The 17,169-nt window shown below is 64.7% G+C and carries 14 protein-coding genes; 8 read left to right on the forward strand and 6 right to left on the reverse strand.

Translation table 11 applies throughout. The features are described 5' to 3' along the window. Positions 1–463: 463 nt before the first annotated feature. From KF745_11275 to KF745_11295, 5 genes are all read left to right on the forward strand, one after another. On the forward strand, positions 464–964 hold the full coding sequence (locus tag KF745_11275; protein ID MBX3358994.1) for an SRPBCC domain-containing protein: 501 nt from the start codon (positions 464–466) through the stop codon (positions 962–964). Positions 965–1,680: 716 nt separating this feature from the next. Then, positions 1,681–3,675, forward strand: a complete 1,995-nt coding sequence (locus tag KF745_11280; GenBank protein MBX3358995.1) for an acyl-CoA dehydrogenase family protein — start codon at positions 1,681–1,683, stop codon at positions 3,673–3,675. A 162-nt stretch (positions 3,676–3,837) separates the two neighbouring features. After that, a complete protein-coding gene (gene pdhA / locus KF745_11285; GenBank protein MBX3358996.1) occupies positions 3,838–4,965 on the forward strand; it encodes a pyruvate dehydrogenase (acetyl-transferring) E1 component subunit alpha in 1,128 nt (375 codons plus the stop codon). A 56-nt stretch (positions 4,966–5,021) separates the two neighbouring features. Continuing rightward, positions 5,022–5,996, forward strand: coding sequence for an alpha-ketoacid dehydrogenase subunit beta (locus KF745_11290; protein MBX3358997.1), 975 nt, complete (start codon positions 5,022–5,024; stop codon positions 5,994–5,996). 122 nt (positions 5,997–6,118) lie between these two features. Then, positions 6,119–7,534: a 2-oxo acid dehydrogenase subunit E2 gene (locus KF745_11295; GenBank protein MBX3358998.1), complete on the forward strand. Its 1,416-nt coding sequence runs from the start codon at positions 6,119–6,121 to the stop codon at positions 7,532–7,534. A 12-nt stretch (positions 7,535–7,546) separates the two neighbouring features. Here the strand turns inward: KF745_11295 and KF745_11300 are convergent, their stop codons facing one another. The 5 genes from KF745_11300 to KF745_11320 all read right to left on the reverse strand — a co-directional run bounded on the left by KF745_11300 (position 7,547) and on the right by KF745_11320 (position 13,109). Then, positions 7,547–9,592 carry a penicillin-binding protein 2 gene (locus KF745_11300; protein ID MBX3358999.1) on the reverse strand — a complete coding sequence of 682 codons (2,046 nt, stop codon included), beginning with the start codon at positions 9,590–9,592 and terminating at the stop codon, positions 7,547–7,549. Then, positions 9,589–9,906, reverse strand: coding sequence for a hypothetical protein (locus tag KF745_11305; GenBank protein ID MBX3359000.1), 318 nt, complete (start codon positions 9,904–9,906; stop codon positions 9,589–9,591). The genes KF745_11300 and KF745_11305 overlap by 4 nt, the downstream gene beginning before the upstream one ends. Before the next feature lie 20 nt (positions 9,907–9,926). Then, positions 9,927–10,832, reverse strand: coding sequence for a LysM peptidoglycan-binding domain-containing protein (locus KF745_11310; GenBank protein MBX3359001.1), 906 nt, complete (start codon positions 10,830–10,832; stop codon positions 9,927–9,929). A 170-nt stretch (positions 10,833–11,002) separates the two neighbouring features. Next, positions 11,003–11,956, reverse strand: a complete 954-nt coding sequence (rsmH, locus tag KF745_11315) for a 16S rRNA (cytosine(1402)-N(4))-methyltransferase RsmH (GenBank protein MBX3359002.1) — start codon at positions 11,954–11,956, stop codon at positions 11,003–11,005. Between the two features lie 16 nt (positions 11,957–11,972). Further along, the gene (locus KF745_11320; GenBank protein MBX3359003.1) at positions 11,973–13,109 is read right to left on the reverse strand and encodes an aminopeptidase; all 1,137 of its coding nucleotides are present in this window, start codon (positions 13,107–13,109) and stop codon (positions 11,973–11,975) included. A 117-nt stretch (positions 13,110–13,226) separates the two neighbouring features. Between KF745_11320 and KF745_11325 the strand changes: the two genes are divergently transcribed. Next, entirely contained in the window at positions 13,227–13,853 is a 627-nt protein-coding gene (locus tag KF745_11325) for an OmpH family outer membrane protein (protein ID MBX3359004.1), read from the forward strand. On the opposite strand, the gene lipB is transcribed toward KF745_11325, so the two are convergent. Beyond that, entirely contained in the window at positions 13,850–14,575 is a 726-nt protein-coding gene (lipB, locus tag KF745_11330) for a lipoyl(octanoyl) transferase LipB (protein ID MBX3359005.1), read from the reverse strand. The two genes, KF745_11325 and lipB, sit on opposite strands and share 4 nt — an antisense overlap. A 59-nt stretch (positions 14,576–14,634) precedes the next feature. Here lipB and lpxA point away from each other — a divergent pair, with 59 nt between their 5' ends. Next, positions 14,635–15,468: an acyl-ACP--UDP-N-acetylglucosamine O-acyltransferase gene (lpxA, locus tag KF745_11335; protein ID MBX3359006.1), complete on the forward strand. Its 834-nt coding sequence runs from the start codon at positions 14,635–14,637 to the stop codon at positions 15,466–15,468. 54 nt (positions 15,469–15,522) lie between these two features. Next, positions 15,523–17,169 carry a SpoIIE family protein phosphatase gene (locus tag KF745_11340; GenBank protein MBX3359007.1) on the forward strand — a complete coding sequence of 549 codons (1,647 nt, stop codon included), beginning with the start codon at positions 15,523–15,525 and terminating at the stop codon, positions 17,167–17,169.

The following is a 17,169-nucleotide window of genomic DNA, read 5'->3' on the forward strand; positions in this document are numbered from 1 at the left end:
TATCGCGTTGGAGCGCGGAGTCGTTGACCTTCGATGGCGGGGAACACGACGCGATGATCATCATCGAAGGTACTGAGCCCGCGGTCGATCGGATGTCGGAGACGGAGCGTTTGGCGTAGCCGGTTCGGCTCTTGGATCGAGCTGAGTGCACCGAACGCCGCCGTGACGTGAAAACGGGGCCCAAGCACTCGGCTCGGGCCGAAAAAACAAATCCCCCGTCACCTTTGACGGGGGATTGAACTCCGCGATTCGAACGGCTTCGAACCGATGGGAACAGCCGGATTCGATGTGAAGGAGCCTCCGAGATAGTGAGCAGCGATCATCGCGAGCGACCTGCGTGACTCTTCAAAGCGTTGGGTACCGCCACAGGCCCGCGGGAGAAGCCGTATCACTGGTTATGATTTGTCCAGATCGGTTCCACGGAGATCAAACAGAATCTGAGGAAGGCTCAGACCCCGCTGGTGTGGCCGAACAGATTCAGGAGATCCTCTTGAGTTCAATACCCCGCCCCGACCTTTCCACGCGACCGCTGCACATGACGTGCGAGCACACCGTCAATGCGAAGCCGAGCAGGGTCTACGCTGCTTGGACAGAGCAATTCGATCTCTGGTTTGCCCAGGCCGGAACGGTTTCGATGGTGCCGGAGCCGGGGCGGCCGTACTTCTTCTACAACCGGGAAGAATGGGGCAGGCATCCCCACTACGGCCGGTTCCTCGACGTGATTGAGAACCGACTCGTCGAGATGACGTGGATGACGGGAAACGGGACAGCCGAGGGAACGGCCGGGGCCGAGACCGTCCTACGGATCGAGCTCGTTCCCAAAGGAGCGGCCACGGAAATCCGCTTGACCCATTCGGGTTTCGTCTCCGAGGAGTCCTGCGCTGCGCACAAGGAGAACTGGCCTTTGGCACTCGCGGAGCTGGACGAAGCCCTCGGGGATGAGATCAAGACCGGCAAGTCGTGAGCGGCTCACGCTGTGAATCTCAAAGGCTGAGTATCAGGTCCGGGGGCAATGCGCGTCCGATCGCGTGTTGAACCAACAGAACGCGAGTTAATCGGACCACGACCGTAGAGTCCGAGCGCAGCGCACTCGGTTCTCGCCCCGCTCGGGACCCACGGTCAGGAGGCTTCGGCGCGACGACCACCATGCACGCAAGAACATGCTGCAAGTCGCCGGGCCCGAAACTAGCGACCCGCCGGTTAGCAGAGACCCCCGAGACCAACTCTCCTGCCACGCCCAGCCCACCCGCCACCAGAGATCGCGAGAGTCCGAGAGGGCCGTCGCCGGTGGGCGAGAGCGACCGTCGGGGTTGCCATCGGCCCCGAGATTCGGCTCCAAGACGGAGAGCGAGGCGGATTGAGCTCTCTCTCTCTCTCTCCGGCGTCGGAGAGCCCCATCCTGTCGGAACTTCTGAGCATCGTCCCGTTCAGGGCCAGCGAGCGTCCAAACGCCTGGCTCGTGAACCCAAACACCCCCGTGGTTCCGCGAGGGCGTCGGCAACTCCGTGCCGGCTACACAAACCGAGGTACAATCGGCCGTATGCCGCCCCCGGACCGAGTTGAGTTTGGTTTCGATTTGGGTCCAGTACGTTGTCGATTCGTTTGACAACTTTTAACCCAGACAGGGCCTGATGCTGAGCCCAGTCACGGCATTTGGGTGTCCCCCGAGCGAGGATCGACATGGCTGACCTCAAGAGCATGAAGATGTCGGACAAGGACCGGAGACTGATCGAGGATGCCGAGGCATTGCTCGGTCCTGAGCCTACGTCCATGGGGTTCATCAAGAACCTCTTCTGGGGAAACCTGCGGGAGGAGCTGGTCTTCCCGTACCCGGATCAGGATGCGAAGGAGAGCGCCGAGTGCGACCAGCTCCTTGCGCGGCTGGACGAGTACCTGGAGAGCGAGCACCCGGCGGTCACGATCGATCAAGAGCAGGAGATCCCCAGGTGGGTGATTGATCGTCTGTTCTCGCTCGGTGTGCTGGGGATGACGATCCCCAAGGAGTACGGTGGGCTGGGACTCGGGATCACGTCGTACAACAGGGTGCTCGAGCGGATCGGCCGGTCGTGCGGCTCGACCGCGGTGCTAGTCTCCGCGCACCAGTCGATCGGGTGCAAGGCGATCATGCTCTTCGGGAACGAGGAGCAGAAGAAGCTCTGGCTGCCACACCTGGCCAAGGACTGGGTCAGCGCGTTCTGCCTCAGTGAACCGAACGTCGGGTGCGACGCCGGCGGCCAAGAAACCCGGTGCGAGCTCTCGGCGGACGGGTCGCATTACATCCTGAACGGCGAGAAGAAGTGGGCTACGAGCGGGGCAATCTCCGGATTGTTTACGGTCATGGCCAAGCAGAGAATCAAGGATCCCAAGACGGGCAAGGAGGGCGACCGGGTTACCGCGCTGGTGTGCATGCCCGACATGGAGGGGATCGACATCTTCCAGAAGAACCGCAGCAAGTGCGGAATCCGGGGGACGTGGCAGGCCAGGATCAGGTTCCGTGATGTGAAGGTGCCGAAGGCCCACCTGCTCCACCAGGAGGGACGGGGCCTGAATGTTGCACTGACGTGCCTGAACTACGGGCGCTGCACGCTTTCAGCGGGCATGATCGGCGGGGCCAAGCGGTGCATGGACCAGGCGATCAAATGGAGCCAGACGCGGTTCCAGTTCGGCCGACCGCTCAGCGACTTCGAACTGGTTCGGACCCGCATCGCGCACATGGCGGCGCTGTGCTACGCGATGGACTCGGTGTTGTACATGACCACCGGGATGCTCGACAGGCATGATGAGGACATCATGCTGGAGACGGCTGTCTGCAAGGTCTTCTGCTCCGAGATGGGTTGGCGGACCGTCAACGATGCTGTCCAGATCATGGGCGGCGAGTCGTACATGACGGAGAACGAAGTCGAGCGGGTGTTCCGCGACAGCCGGATTAACCTGATCGTTGAAGGCGCCAACGAGGTCATGCAGTCGTTCATCTTTGCCTACGGCGGCAAGCAGCTCGCCGAGCGGATGCTGGGGGTACAGGAGGCGGTGGGCTGGAGCGATCAGGAAGGGCTGCTCGCGAACCTCACGCGGATCGCCCGGAACATGAGCAAGGGTGCGGTGCGGAAGGTCGCGATCCCCCTCGGGATCGAGTTATTCCTGGGCGTCCGGCGTGCCGCCCCGACCCTTTCGAACATCCACGCGTCGCTCCGCGACGAGGCGGACCGATTCTGCCGGCTTGTCCGCGAGCACAGCCACCAGTTCAAGCAGGCTAGCAAGCGGTACCGCGAGGAGATCATCACGCGACAGGCGGTCCAGGCGCGGGTCGCCGACACCGCGTTGTGGCTCCACGCATGGGCGTGCACCCTCAGTCGCCTCGATCACGACATCCGCGATGGGAGCGAGGGGCTGGAGTTCGAGCGGGACAAGGCCGCCGCGAAGCACTTCTTTGACTTGGCGGAAGTCGAGATCCACGACAACTTCCGACACCTGCAGGAAAACACCGACACGTCCATGCAGCCGGCCGCCGCGGCGGCCCTCAAGCACAACGACTCGCTTCCCAACGAGCTCTTCTCAATTCCGGAACGGTCGCCCATCGCGGCAGGAACGGGCCGCAAACTGAAGCAGGACGGCATCCGGCAGTTCCCCGGCGACAAGTCCCTTCAGCCCGCCTCAACCAACGGCCGGACGATGTAGCGGGCCCTTACAGGGGTGTTTTTGCCGGGCGGTCACCGCGAATCGATGCCCGGTTTCGGCTAGACTAGGCGGTCAGCCATCGCGACCGGGTGAAATCACCCGGCAGGTCCGGTTCTGAGCCCGCCTCAACAGGAAACTGTGGTGGTGGTGGAGTGAGCATCGATGCCCAAGCGTCCCGTGTATACGGCACAGATCGACTACCTGCAGCTCATGGATGAGCAGGGCAACCTTGACGAGGCCCTCGCCAAGGACACGCTCTCCGATGAGCAGGTGGTACACCTGTACGAGTTCATGATCACCTGCCGGCACCTGGACGAGATCGCGTTCAAACTGCAGCGTTCGGGGCGCATGGGCACCTACCCGCAGAACAAGGGGCAGGAGGCCGCCGCGCTGGGGTCGGCATTTGCCGCACAGAAGGGCGTGGACCATCTCGTGCCGTGCTACCGCGAGAACGCGGCTTTGTACTGGCACGGCCTCCCGATGCACTACATCCTGCTGCACTGGATGGGCGATGAGCGGGGCAACCAGATTCCCGAGGGCGTCAACGTCACCCCGATCTCGATCCCCATCGGCACGCAGATGCTGCACGCCGCGGGGATCGCTTGGGCGTTCAAGATCCGCAAGGAGCCGAAGGTCGTGCTGACCTACTTCGGGGACGGCGCCACGAGTGAGGGCGACTTCCACGAGGCTATGAACTTCGCGAGCGTGCTGCAGGCGCCTGTCGTGTTCATCTGCCAGAACAACCACTGGGCAATCAGCGTCCCCCGGGACATGCAGATGGCTTCGGAGACCGTCGCCCAGAAGGCCCTCGCATACGGCATGCCGACCGTGCAGGTCGACGGCAACGATCTCTTTGCGGTGTACAAGGCTTCGAAGGAGGCGGTCGACCGGGCACGGGCCGGTGGAGGACCGAGCTTCATCGAGGCCGTGACCTACCGCCTCGGCGATCACACGACGGCCGATGATGCGCGGCGGTACCGCGATCCGGAAGAGGTCGAGGTGTGGAAGAGCCGCGATCCGATCGTGCGGCTGCGGAAGTACCTCGAAAGCAAGGGACTCTGGGACGACCAGAAGCAGACCGCGATCGATGAGAAGTCCAAGGCGGTCGTGGCGGAGGTCGTCAAGGCAGCCGAGGGCATCGAGAAGCCCGTCACGGACGACATCTTTGACTCGACGTTCGCCGGCCCGCTCCCCGCGGAACTCGAACTCCAGAAGCGGACGCTGCAGACCCACTCGTTGGGGCAGTTTCCCGAGCAAGCGGGGCTGCGCAGTCAGCCGCAGCACGTGTAACCGGTCATTGCTCGCCGGAACCTGTTCCTGATCCAACGCTGTTTCTGAGATCGCCTATGCCCCAGTTGACCCTTGTACAGGCAGTGACCCTTGGCCTCCAGCAGGAAATGGAACGCGATGATCGCGTCGTCGTGCTCGGGGAGGATGTGGGCAAGAACGGCGGAGTCTTCCGCGCCACGGAAGGGCTCCAAGCCAGGTTCGGCGAGGACCGCGTCGTCGATACTCCCCTGGCCGAGTCAGGAATCATGGGTTCGGCGATCGGTCTTGCGATGGCCGGCATGCGCCCCATTCCCGAGATCCAGTTCGAGGGTTTCCTCGGACCCGCGTACGACCAGCTCGTCAACCACGCGGCAAGGTACCGGACTCGCAGCCGCGGCGCGATCACGGTCCCGTTAACGGTGCGTGTCCCGGTCGGCGGCGGAATCCACGCGCCGGAACTCCACAGCGATTCTCCGGAGTCGATCTACGCCCACACACCGGGTCTCAAGGTCGTAATGCCGAGCACCCCCTACGACGCCAAGGGCCTACTTATCTCTGCGATCCGCGACCCGGACCCCGTGGTGTTCTTTGAACCCAAGCGGATCTACCGCGCATTCCGCGAGGAAGTTCCGGAGGAGGAATACACGATCCCGATCGGCGAGGCGAAGATCGTCGCGGAGGGGACGGACCTCACGATCGTGTCCTGGGGCGCCACCGTGCACCAGTGTATGGAAGCGATGGACGATCTCCCCGAGGACGTCAGCGTCGAACTGATCGACCTGCGGACCATCTACCCGATCGATGTCGATACGATCGCCGCGAGCGTCGAGAAGACCGGGCGGTGCGTGATCGTGCACGAGGCGCCCAAGACCGCGGGAATGGGTGCCGAGATCGCCACCCTGATCCAGGAACGGTGCTTCCTGAGCCTGCAGGCGCCGGTGCAGCGAGTGACCGGCTTTGACACGGTAATGCCGTACTACAAACTGGAACTGGATTACCTTCCGGATGCGAAGCGGATTGGGAAGGCCGTTGCGGAGTGTCTGAACTACTAGGCCCCTGCCGCGGCTCTGGAGCCCTGCAACCGGACCGAAACCTGAGAGTCATCGAGCCGAGACGGTACACCTGAATTCCGCTTCCCTGCCGCAAGGAGGGAGGGCTCCCGCGAGCAAGAACCATGGCCCATTCAAAGAGCACCGCGAATCCCAACGACTTCATCCTCCCCGACCTGGGAGAGGGCGTCCACGAGGCCGAGTTGATCGCCTGGAAGGTAACCGTCGGACAGAAGGTCGCCGAGCACGACATCCTCGCGGAGATGGAAACGGACAAGGCCCTGGTCGAGGTGCCCAGCCCGAGGGCCGGTGTGATCGCCGTACTTCACGGAGAGCCCGGCCAGATCCTGAAGGTCGGCAATGCGCTGGTGACCTACGAGGGCGCCGCCCCCTCCGGCGGCGGGCTTCCTGTCACACGGGTGAGCGAGGCGCAGGCAAGCCCAGCCGAGCCGAAAGCCGAGCCCGCCCCGGAATCGTCCGACGACTACGAGCGATCCGAGGACGACGGCACCGTTGTCGGCCGCATGACCAAGATGGAAGCCGCCCCGGGCAAGGTGCTCGCCACACCGGCTGTCCGTCGGCTCGCCCGCGATCTCGGCGTTGACATCAACTCCGTCCACGGCAGCGGAATCGCTGGACGGGTCACCGAGAAGGACGTCCGCGGTTTGACCGGGAAGTCCAACGGCAAGCGTGGACACGCGCCGGCGCCCACAGTGACGGTGGCCCCGGCCGCACGTCGGGCCACGACACCCCCCCCATCAGCCGCGACGCGGACGCCGGCACCGCCGCCACGGGCAGCCGCCGCCATTCCCGCCGGGGAAGATTCCATCCGTATCCCGTTCCGGGGTGTCCGCCGCACGATTGCCAACAGGCTCAGAGAGAGTGTCAATCAGGCCGTCCACTTCAATGTCATGGACGAGGCCGATGTGTCCGAGCTCGACATCCTCCGCCGGAAGCTTGCGGCCGCGAGCGGGGAGAAGGTTTCGTTCCTTCCGTTCGTTGCGTCCGCGGTCTGTCGCGTGCTGAGCAGCGAGTCGTTCCGTGCCATGAATGCAACGGTCGATGAGCGTGCCGGCGATGAGACCTACGAGGCGGCCATCGTCCAGCACCGCGCTGTTCACCTGGGGATCGCAACCGATACCGACGCGGGCCTTATGGTCCCGGTGATCCGGGATTGCGATGCCCTCGGCGTGCTCGAGATCGGCAGGCAGATCTCGGGGATCGCCACCGCCGCGAGGAACCGCAGCATCCCGCGAGAGCAACTGACCGGATCGACCTTTACGATCAGCAACGTCGGCAGCCATGCGGGCCGGTTTGCCACGCCGATCATCAACTACCCTGAAGTTGCGATTCTCGCGGTCGGCCGTGGTCGGCAGTCGCCGGTCGTCCGTGGCGGCGGCATCTTTGTCGGTCAGCTGCTCCCTCTGAGCCTCGCCTGCGACCATCGGGTCGTTGACGGTGCAACCGCGGCCCTCGCTCTGGCGAAGGTCATCGAGTTGCTGCAGGATCCCGAGCAGTTGATGGCACCGGCCCGCGGGTGAACCGCCGCCGAACTATCGCTGGCTGCCCGCCGAGGCCGTCCGAACTTCAGCCGGCGTGTGCCCTTGGGCAACCGCATCCGCCTCGCTGGCAAACGACGGCGGCACTCCCAGGTATGCGAGTGATCGCTCCATGACTCGCCGAACGACCGGCCCCGCGGTCTGCGATCCGTAGTGCAGCCTCCGACGGACTCGATCAGGACCCGGATCGTCGATGACGACGATGCAAACCAGCCTTGGGGACTCGCTCGGCCCCGCCGCAATGAACGACGCGTTGTACTGGTTGGGGTAATACCCCTTGAAGCCGCGGGGCTTCTTGATGCCTTTGGGCGCCGGGCCAATCGGGATCTCTGCCGTGCCTGACTTGGCGAACAGATCGTACTTCGGCAGCGGCTCCTCCTTTGAGCGAGCCAGTCGCAAATCGAGGTTGTGTGCGACGCCCCGCATCGTCTCGCGGGTGAGATTGGCGATCGTCGAGGGGAGCACGCGAACAACCCGATCCGTTGGGCCATCGATGTCCCGGGCGACCAATCGAACTGGGGGGATCGTCCCGGCGGCGTCTCCTGTACGAGCAAAGGCGGAGTAGGCGCGGACCATCTGGATTGGCGTCACCGCGACCTCGTGCCCCATGGCGACCGACGTCTGCGTGTACTTGCTCCAACTCTTGAGGCTCGTGACAATACCGGGCGACTCCCCTGGGAGTCCGCGGAACTGCCCCGGCTCCGGTTTGTCCGGGAACACGCGGGACCCAAAGCCGAAGCGGACCACGGCGCCACGCATCTGTTCATCCGACATTCGCCGAGTGACCTTGGCCATGCCGATGTTCGAAGAGTTGATCAGGACCTCGGCCCATGTCTGGCGGTCCTTCTTGACGACATCGGCGACATGTCGTCCGTAGGCCGTGTACCAGTTGCCCCCGCCGGTGTCGATCACCTCGCCGGGATCTGCCAGACCAAGTTCGGTCGTGACGGCCCACATGAACGGCTTGAAGGTCGATCCAGGCTCGTACACGTCCTCTATGCAGCGGTTTCTCGCGAGCTCCGGATGGGCGCGGCCATTCGGGTCCGGACGTATTGTGATGTAGCGGCGACCGGTAGCGAGCGGATTGTTCCAATCAAACGGCACGGCATCCGGCAGGTCGCGGACCAGATCGACCATGGCGACGATCTCGCCTGTCAGCGGATCCAGCATCACGAGACGTCCGCCTGCGGCGTCCGCATCGACAAGCCCCCGCTCCAGCTCCTCGATCGCCATCCGCTGCAGCTCTAGGTCGATCGAAAGCCGGACATCGCGTCCGCGAGTCGGTGGCACATAGGCGCCCTGCTCGATCCAAAGCGGGTGCGAGAAGGCATCCCGGACATAGGAGAGACGCCCTGGGGTGGGCGAGACCGCGTTGTCGAGCATGAGCTCGGCGCCGGCAAGCCCCGCGTGATCAACGCCGACCTTGCCGATGATCGACGCGGCGAGCGCAGAGCCCGGAGTCTCCCGCACCCCGCGGAGTTCCAGGTAAACCCCAGGGATCTTGGCGGCACGGACGGAATCGACACGCCAGTCCTCGAGCACGTCGCCGATTGTCCGGTACCGGGAGAGCGGCAGCGGCTTTGGCGAGTAGACCGCATTGGTTTCAGGGTCAACCCGCGTGACCTCTCCAGCCGCCATGGCGGCGCGGCGCTCGTTCTCCGCGATTGTCGGCACCAGGCGGGACGCCAGGTAGCTCATCGGCAGGCCCGATGCATCGGCCAGCTTGATGAGGGCCTCGTCGGGCGGCACAGGGAACCGCGTCGGATCGACAAAGATCCGGTACCCGAAACGCGTGCCCGCGGCCAGGCGACCTCGGCGGTCCAGGATCTCGCCTCGCACGCCCGGCTCGCGAACGACGCTTACCCTGTCGTTGAGGTGCTGGCGGAGATCCTCCGACGGTCGGAGTTGAAGCTGCGCGACCCGCCCGAGCATGACCACCAGGAACGCGGCGATGCCGAAGACGGTGGCGGCGGCGCAGCAGTCGGCCCTGGACCGGGTCGGACGCCACCGAGACGTGTTGGTGGCCGGTGGGGCGATCATTCGCGATGGGAATCCTGGCGTGCGGTGATGACGGCAGCGGATGCGACCTGAGAGGCCGGTACAGCGCCGGGGCGGGCTGGAACCGGCAGGCTCTCGAGCGGACCGATCGCCCGTGCGAGCTGCTCGACGTTGCCGGGCGTGACGCTGCCTGCAATCTCGACGCGAAGGTGCCACAGGGCCCGGTCGTGCTCTGCAACTCGCTTCTGAAGCACTGCTAAGTCATGCACCGCCTGGAGGCGGAGCTGCCGGTTGGTCAACAGCACACAGCCGATGACGCCGACGGTGACGATGACAGCACAGATCTTGGCAAACATGGGTGACCCTGCCGGAGCACTCAGCGTGCCGGAAGCTTGAGCTTCATACCGATGGAGAGCGAATCCGCATCGTCGATCAGGTCGGCGTTGAGATCGCGGATATTCTCCCACCGCGACTTGCTGCCGAGTTGGCGATCGGCGATGCGGGCGAGGGTGTCCCCGGCCTGGACCACATAGAGAGTGCCCGAGGTCGGCTTGGAGGGCTTCTGCGGCTTCTCTGTGGTCGGTGTCGGAGAGGCAGGCTGGTCGGCCTTGGCCTCAGGCGGGAGCTGGGCGGTTCCGAGCAGAACCTCTCGCGGCGGGATGAGCAGGGTCACGCCGATCCGGAGTGAGCCCTCTGATCCAACTCGCCCCTTGTTGTAGGCCATCAACTGCTTCCACAGTCCCTTTTCCGAGTAGTACTTCTCGGAGATAACAGAGAGGGTGTCTCCCTTTACAACCTCGTGCCGCCTGAGCGAGCCGGTCGAAACCGGAAGGCCGGAGAACTTCAAAGCCGGAACCGGTTCCGGGGCCTCGCCATTGACCTGCAGGGTGTCGACCCGAACCGCGGGCTGAAGCGAGGAGATCCCCAGCGATCCGGGCGTGCGGTCCGATCCGCCGGCATCCGCGATCAGCACTGGCCGGGTGGTCTGCGCGGTCGCGGCCATGTTGATGATCTCGGGCTCATGCCTCCCACCCAGGAGAGGCTCCGAGGCCGGACCCGGAAGGGTCAACGGAGGAGGAGATGGGAGCGGCTGCAGGTCCGACGCGTCGGCGGTGGATACGAGGACGGCCGGAAGGACGCCGGCAACCGCTACCGGATCGGTGTTGTTCGCGTCGAGCACACGAGCAGAGCGGGCCTTGGAGAAGTGGTCCGAGATGAGGACCCCGACGACCAAGACCAGCGAGAATCCGACGACGAGAGCCAGTTTGTGTTCACGTGTCACAGTGACGCTTCCCTGCGGTTTGAGGACGTGGTGTGAGCGGCGCGCCGTCCTGGCACGATCCGCTCCTTGAATCGTGCATCGCGGCCTCTGGAGTTGAATGCTTCAGCCCGCCACTTCGTGCGCCGGATTTTGGCGCCGCGTTGGCACCGGCAGGACCGCCCCGCGCCCCGCTATTCCGGCGTCGCCGCAGCGAGCTGAATGGCCCGCATCTTGGCAGACCTCGATCGGGGATTTGCGGCCGTTTCGGCCGGAGACGCAACGATCGGCTTGCGAACCAAATCTCTCGCATGCCCCCGTTTGACCACCGCGGCGAAGGACCGCTTGACGAGGCGATCTTCCAGCGAGTGGAACGAGATAACTGCGAGGCGGGCGCCAGAGCCCGCCCAGCCGGCCGGCGAAGAATGCCGACCAATCGCTCGCGCCTGCCGCTCGATCGCATCAAGGAGCGCAGCCAAGTTCCCCATCTCATCGTTGACAGCAATGCGCAGGGCCTGAAAGGTCCTCGTGGCGGGATCGATTGACGCACCAGGTCTTCTCGCTCTTGAGCCAAGCGCCTCGCGGATGATCGCCGCAAGCCGCGTCGTCGTGGTTATCGGCGCATCCGCCCGCGACTCTGCTATTTTTTGCGCGATCCGGCCGGCCTGCTTCTCCTCGCCGAACTCATGGATGAGGCGGGCAAGTTCGTACTGCGGAAGCGAATTGACGAGTTGGGCCGCGGTAACCGGAGAATCGGGGTCAAGCCGCATGTCCAGCGGGCCTTCCCGCGAGAAGGAGAAGCCGCGGTCGGCCTGATCGACCTGAACAGAAGCGAACCCCAGATCGGCGAGCAGCAAGTTGGCCCGCAAGCCTCGCTCCGTCAGTTGCCGGGGAAGATCTGCAAAATTTGCGCGAATCGTCACCAGATTCGGGGACTGACACATCTCCTGAATGCGCCTCGCCGCCGCCGAGAGATTGGCCGGATCGACGTCGCAAAGGACGACCGTGCCGGCGGACCCCAATCGCGGCGCGATTGCCGCGGCGTGGCCACCGAGGCCGGCGGTGCAATCTACGTACGTCTCGCCGGCCCCGGGATCGAGCGTCGCGAGCACCTCATTGAGCAGGACAGGAATGTGGCCTTTGGTCATGCGGCCTCTGCCGGGATTAGTTGCCCGGCCAATCGGGCCGCGTAAACCGGCCGTTGCGAAGGATCAGGTCGCCGTCGGCATGGATGGTCCCTGCCGTCCGCAGGTCGCACACCATGTCCCAGTGAAGGCCGGACTGGTTCGTGCTCCCGGACTCGGGGTACCCGGCCCCGACAGCCGCATGGAACGTGCCGCCGATCTTCTCGTCGAACAGCGTGTTGCGAGAGAACTCCGAGATGGCGTAGTTGGTGCCGATGGCGATCTCGCCGAGCGTCCTGGCGCCCGAGTCCTGGTCGAGCATCTTGAAGAGAAAATCCTCGTTCTTCCGCGCGGACGCATTGACGACCCGTCCGGCCTTGAACTCCAGGCGGACACCATGGACCTCACGCCCCTGGTAAACGGCCGGGAACGTGTAGTTGACGTGGCCATCGACACCTTGGGGACCCGCGAAGACCTCCCCATCCGGAAAGTTCTCTCTCCCGGCACAGTTCACCCACGTGGCCGGCGGAGAAACATCCACGGTGAGATCGGTGCCGTCGTGGTTCTCTGATGCCGGCGACTGAAACCGCAACGACCGCTTACCCTGGAGGAACTCCCGCACCCGCTCCTGGCAGACGTGGATCTTCTCCCACTCCGCGACCGGGTCGGGAAGATGGAGCAGCCCGGCGTTGAACACGAACTCCTCGTACTCGCTCAGCGACATCTCGGCGTCCTGCGCCATCGCCTGAGTGGGAAAGGCAGTCCCAACCCAGCGCAGTTGCCCCGTTGACGCACGGTCCATAAACGTCTTGAGGAGGGGTTTTCGCGACGCCTGGTTCCTGGCGATGCGGAGCGGGTCAACCCGGGACAGGTACTTCGTGTTGACCTGGGCCCAAAGCGAAATGCGCACATCGATCGTCTCGATCATGTGCTGGGCGACCGGGTTGGCGTACGCGATCTGGTCGTCCGAGCCGTGTTTCAGAAGGATTTCCGCGAGCGATTCCGCCGCGGGGTAGTAGAACGCATGGGCGCCAGCCCGGATGCACGCCTGCGTGACCGCCTCGACGAGAGGCATCCCAATCGGGTCGGCCTGGATCGCCACCAGGTCGCCGCGTTTGACGCGAGTGGAGTATCGAACCAGAACGTCCGCCAGACGGTCGAGGCGTGGGTCTCTCATGAGGGCAAAGGATAGGGCCGGCGGCAGTGCAACATCGGTCCCACGACCAGACGACGGACACGGCTACACTTGCCGCCTTGACCGAACCAACCCACGACCACACTCGGAGCCTCTGACATGCGACGTTCGACGCAGGCGGCACTCATCGGGATCCTCGGAGCGGCCTTGCTCGTTCTCCTCATGGATCGGCTCCTGGTCGTTGGGGGAAGCACAGCCCACGCCTCAGGACACGGCGCCGCGGTTGCCGACCCCGCATCGGACAAGATCGCTACGTGCGACATCTACATGATCTCCGACAAGCTGATGGAGAGCGACCGGTTCAAGCCCGAGCTGACCGCGGCGGGCGACAAGATGAAAGGTGAACTGGAGACGCTGCAGACCGAACTGCAGACCATGGCCGACAAGCTCAAAGGCATGTCTCCTCAGGATGCGGATGCGCAGCAGTTGTACCACGACTTCCAGGAGAAGCAGCGGGCCGCGCAGCAGAAGCAAGCGGAGATGTCCAGGGACCTTGAGAAGCTCTTCGCGATCAAGTACGTCGAGGCCTACAAGCAGGTGCGTGCTTCGGCCGAGGCGGTCGGCCGGGACCTTGGCTACACGTACGTGATCGCGTCCAAACAGAAGGACGATATCCAGACCGAGGCCGTGCAGGTGGTGATCCAGGGCATCCTGGCGAGGCCGGTCATTGTCGCGCCCGAAGGGACGGACATTACTGAGGATGTCGTCAAAGATCTGAAGCTCTAGGCGACGTCGGCGTCGCCGGACCGCGCGGCCTGATCTCGCGCGGTCCGCAGCAGGCTGCTGAGGCTCGCGGCGAGTGCCAGCTTAACGTTGCCCATTGAAGGAGCGGCGGGGCCGAGTTCGTTGCTGAGGCTGGTTACAGGCCTCCCGGCCAGGCCGCAGGGGACGATCAGCCTGAAGTGCTCCAGGTTCGTGGAGACGTTCAGCGCCAGCCCGTGCATGGAGATCCACTTCCGCACGCGGACACCCATCGCACAGACTTTCGCCGCCGGGGCTTCCCCGCCCTGGCCGCTGGTCCACACCCCCGTTGCGCCCAGATCGCGGCCGGTCGCCAACCCAAACCCGTCGCACACCTGAATGACCGCTTGCTCGAGCAACCGCATGTAGTCGTGCAGGCCGAGCCTAAGGTAGTTGAGATCCAGAATCGGGTACGCGACCAGTTGGCCGGGGCCATGGTAGGTAATGTCACCCCCCCGATCGGTCGCGGCCAAAGTCACTCCCGCCGCGGCAAGGTGATCAGCCGTCGCAAGCAAGTGCTCACCGTTGGCGGAACGACGCGACAAGGTGATTACCGGCGGGTCGTGCTCGACCAGGAGAAGGGTTCCCATGCGGGGCTCCCCTCGTTCTCGGGCATCAAGGAGCCGATCGACGTGCTCGACCTGCACGCGGTACGCCTCAGCGTATGGCAGGCTACCGAGATCGATGGTTTCCAGGTTCGGGGGCATCGCCGGATCGTAGTGGCGGCGGCCGTACCGCGATCTGGGTGCGAGATACCATTGGCACCATGGCGTCAGTGCACCCAACAGCGGTTGTTTCCAGTGAGTGCGAACTCGGCGAGGGCGTCGAGATCGGGCCCTACTGTTCACTCACGGGGCGGGTCGTGCTTGGAGCGGGCGTTCGCCTGCTGGGCAACAACTACATCAGCGGACCGGCAAGGATCGGGGCGGGCACGATCATCTATCCCTTCGCGTGCATCGGTTTCGAACCGCAGGACTACAAGTTCAAGCCCGGCGCACTGACCGCGGGCGTTGAGATCGGGGAGGAGTGCCTGATCCGTGAGCACGCGACGGTTCACGCCGCGAGCACCGAGCACACCCCCACCCGCGTCGGCAACCGGGTGTTCCTCATGGTGTCGACCCACGTGGCCCACGACTGCACGGTCGGCAACAACGTGGTGTTCGTCAACGGCGCCGGGGTTGCCGGCCATGGCGAGGTGGGCGACAACGTAACCCTCGGCGGGAACGCGGTGATCCACCAGTTCTGTCGGATTGGACGCCTGGTCATGATGTCGGGCGACTGCGCGGTGTCGCTCGACGTGCCTCCGTTCTGCATGGTCAACGAGCGAAACCGGATCGGCGGGCTGAACCAGGTCGGCCTGCGGCGGAGCGGCATGGCCCGGGAGCACATCACTGAGCTCCGGCGAGCGTTCCGCGACCTGCTCAAGCACCCGATGCCCAGGCACGAGACCGTGGCAGCAATGCGAGAGAGGGGCTCCTCCTGCCCGCCGCTGCTCGAGATGGCCGACTTCATCGCGGCCAGCAAGCGGGGCATCACACCCGGGCTGGGCAAGCCGCCTCGGAACCGGGCGAACAGCCTCGCGATCGACGACGGCGAGTAAGCAGCACGCGGGTGGCGGTTTGGTGGTACAGTCGCAGCGATGCCGGAGAGCCGCATGCCCGCTGCGCCAGAGCAGATCACCCTTCGGACCCTGACCGGTCCTGATGCTGCGGTGTTCGTGCTGCCCAGCGACCGTGCCAGCCATATCGGCCGCCTCGCCGAGAGCGACATCTGCCTGCTCAACGATGCGGTGTCGCGCCGGCACGCCACGATCTCGCGGCGGAACGACGGCTGGTACATCGTCCACATCGGGAGCCGAAGCCTCACCTTCCTCAACGGCGTACAACTCGAGCGGGAATCGCCCGCGGTGCTCGACAACGGCGACCTGATCCGCATCGGCCCCTGGACGTTCATGGTCCGTTTCGGCGTGGACACCTCCCGCCCCGACGCCACGGTCGATGACGCCCCCTCAGGAATGATGCGAGTCGAGCGGGCAGCGGTGCATCTCGGATCCAGATCCGACCAACGTCTTCGGCTGCTGACAGCGTGCATCGCGAGGCTGAACGAAGCGGTGGATGAGCGGCTGCTCTCCGAAGCGGCTCTCGACGCCGCCCTGGCTGGGAGTGGGTACACACGCGGCGGGGTGCTCCGTGCGCTCGATTCAGACGGCGATGTTGAGGTGGTCGCCACCACCCGGACGACGGCAGGCGACACGACCGAGTTCCAGTTCAGTCGGTCGCTGATCCGACGTGCAGCGGCGGAAGGCACCGTGGCCCTCTTCGAGGGTGGCACACCGCTCACCTCGGCGACCTACGGGAGCAGCATCGCGGAACTCCAGATCCACTCCGCGCTGTGCACACCGGTGCTGATGGGCGACACGCTGGCCGGCTTCCTGTACCTGGACGCACGGGGCGAGGAGTCCCGGGTGCGCACGGATGCGGCGGGTTTCTGTGAAGCCATCGCGACGGCCTACGGGATGTCCCTCGCCGCGCTCAAGAGAGCTGAACTTGAGCGCCGCCAGCGGGAACTGATGGCTGAACTCACTTCGGCCCGCGATGCCCAGCAGTTCATTCTGCCCGCGGCATTCGGTCAGGTGGGCGTGGTGCGGTACGCGATGGAAATGCGGCCAGGGCTCTTTGTCGCCGGGGATCTGTTTGACGTGATCGCCCTGGGCGATGGGCGCGTTGGTGTGAGCTTCGGCGATGTCGCCGGACACGGGGCCGGCTCTGCGATGCTGATGGCGTCGACCCAGTCCTATCTGAACGCAGAGCTCCGCTCGGCCGGAGACCCCGCCAGGGCGATGAACGCCCTAAACCGCTACCTGTGCGACCACTCGGTGCACGGCCGGTTCGTGTCGCTCTGGCTCGGTGTCTTTTCCAGCGATGGTTCGCTTGAGTACGTTGATGGCGGGCACGGGCACTGGATGCACGTCCGTGGCAGCGAGCCGCTGGTGCTCGACGGGGCCACGTCGAACACGGGTATCCCGGTGGGCATTGATCCGCGGTTCGCCTACCGCGCATCATCACTGACTCTTCGGCCATCTGACCGCATTATCGCGTACAGTGACGGTGTCCTCGATCAACGGAGCACGATGGGCGAGCGGTTCGGCAAGGACCGAGTGCTCGCCGCGTTGTCAACGACCAAGTCCGCCGAAGAGGATATCGCGTCGATCTTCGCCGACCTGACCAGATGGGCCAACGGCGCGATACTCGACGACGATGCGACTGTTGCTTCCATCGAGTTCGAGGGCATTCGGCGGTAG

The sequence above is a fragment of the Phycisphaeraceae bacterium genome (genome assembly GCA_019636655.1).
In the GTDB taxonomy this organism is placed as follows: domain Bacteria; phylum Planctomycetota; class Phycisphaerae; order Phycisphaerales; family UBA1924; genus JAHBXB01.

What these genes read in the sequence shown, in the direction of transcription:
- KF745_11280 (MBX3358995.1), top strand. Translation starts at nt 1,681, where the DNA reads ATGGCTGACCTCAAGAGCATGAAGATGTCGGACAAGGACCGGAGACTG.
- pdhA (MBX3358996.1), top strand. Translation starts at nt 3,838, where the DNA reads ATGCCCAAGCGTCCCGTGTATACGGCACAGATCGACTACCTGCAGCTC.
- KF745_11290 (MBX3358997.1), top strand. Translation starts at nt 5,022, where the DNA reads ATGCCCCAGTTGACCCTTGTACAGGCAGTGACCCTTGGCCTCCAGCAG.
- KF745_11295 (MBX3358998.1), top strand. Translation starts at nt 6,119, where the DNA reads ATGGCCCATTCAAAGAGCACCGCGAATCCCAACGACTTCATCCTCCCC.
- KF745_11300 (MBX3358999.1), bottom strand. Translation starts at nt 9,592, where the DNA reads ATGATCGCCCCACCGGCCACCAACACGTCTCGGTGGCGTCCGACCCGG.
- KF745_11305 (MBX3359000.1), bottom strand. Translation starts at nt 9,906, where the DNA reads ATGTTTGCCAAGATCTGTGCTGTCATCGTCACCGTCGGCGTCATCGGC.
- rsmH (MBX3359002.1), bottom strand. Translation starts at nt 11,956, where the DNA reads ATGACCAAAGGCCACATTCCTGTCCTGCTCAATGAGGTGCTCGCGACG.
- KF745_11320 (MBX3359003.1), bottom strand. Translation starts at nt 13,109, where the DNA reads ATGAGAGACCCACGCCTCGACCGTCTGGCGGACGTTCTGGTTCGATAC.
- KF745_11325 (MBX3359004.1), top strand. Translation starts at nt 13,227, where the DNA reads ATGCGACGTTCGACGCAGGCGGCACTCATCGGGATCCTCGGAGCGGCC.
- lipB (MBX3359005.1), bottom strand. Translation starts at nt 14,575, where the DNA reads ATGCCCCCGAACCTGGAAACCATCGATCTCGGTAGCCTGCCATACGCT.
- lpxA (MBX3359006.1), top strand. Translation starts at nt 14,635, where the DNA reads ATGGCGTCAGTGCACCCAACAGCGGTTGTTTCCAGTGAGTGCGAACTC.
- KF745_11340 (MBX3359007.1), top strand. Translation starts at nt 15,523, where the DNA reads ATGCCCGCTGCGCCAGAGCAGATCACCCTTCGGACCCTGACCGGTCCT.